The sequence below is a fragment of the Mesorhizobium sp. P5_C1 genome, assembly GCF_054049815.1.
In genome coordinates this window covers 1-1,184 of the sequence record NZ_JBFULQ010001022.1, presented here as the reverse complement: position 1 = coordinate 1,184, position 1,184 = coordinate 1, and the positions used below count along the sequence as shown (strand labels likewise).

General features: G+C 64.0%; 1 protein-coding gene. It reads left to right on the top strand.

The features are described 5' to 3' along the window. Positions 1-130: 130 nt before the first annotated feature. Positions 131-1,184 (top strand): ROK family transcriptional regulator (locus tag ACXJ7R_RS33565; RefSeq protein WP_457155544.1); only part of this gene is annotated, 1,054 nt, incomplete at its 3' end.

The following is a 1,184-nucleotide window of genomic DNA, read 5'->3' as shown; positions in this document are numbered from 1 at the left end:
AAATAATGCTGATCCGCGCGTGGCACGATGGCGCTGCCATTGCGAAACCCGCTAGAAGTGGTAGCTACCATTGCGTATAATTAAATCAACTTGATTTGTTTTCTGCGGAAGGTTCGTTGGTAACGCGCACATGCCCCCTAGAAAAGCCATCGCTGGCACCAATCTCGAACAGGCCAAGTCACACAATCGCCGCGTCGTGATCGAAGCGATCAGGACCAACGGTGCCTTGTCGCGGGCGGCAATCGCGCGCCTGACGGCACTGAGCACGCAGACAATCTCCAACATCGTCGAGGAACTCGAGCGGGAACAGCTGCTTCGCGCGCAAGCCACGCTGAAAGGCGCACGCGGCCAGCCGGCGGTCCCCTACTCCATCAATCCCGACGGCGGCTATTCGATCGGTTTGCAGCTCGACCACCAGCTGGCGGTCGGCGTCATCACCGATCTGTCAGGCACGGTTCGCGCCCGCATCGAGCGCCCGGTCGACCGGCCGGCGCCGGCGCAGGCGATGCCCTTGCTGGCCGCGATAGCCGGCGACCTGATGCGCAAGTTTCGTTTCGACCGCAGCCGCCTGCTTGGCATCGGCATGGCGATGCCGGGTCCGTTCGACGTCGAGGGCATGACCTCGGTCGGGCCGACCGCCCTGCCCGGCTGGCAGGATTTCCCCGTCGCCGAAGAGCTGCAGCGGCTGACCGGCATTCCAGTAACGGTCGAGAACGATGCCACCGCCGCCGCCATCGGCGAGCGGCTCTATGGCGTTGCCCGCAACCTCGGCAGCTTCGTCTATTTGTTCATCGGCACCGGCCTTGGCGCCGGCCTGTTCCTGGACGGCCATCTCTACAAGGGCAGCCGCCACAATGCCGGCGAGATCGGCCACATGATCGTCAAGCCCGGCGGCCTCGAATGCGGCTGCGGCAAGCGCGGCTGTCTCGAACGCTATGTCTCGTTGCGCGCCGCCTATGAGTGCCTGGAAATCCCCGACCCCGATCATGCCTCGCCGGAATTGCTCCAGGCATTGCTGGCCAATGGCGACAGTCTGGAAGCATGGGTCGTCCAGGCAATCGATCCGCTGCGCCAGGCGATCAACATGCTCGAACTCGCGCTCGATCCCGAAACCGTGGTCCTCGGCGGTTTCATGCCGGTCGGCGTCATCGAGCTCCTGGCCAGCCGGCTCGACCCCTTGTACC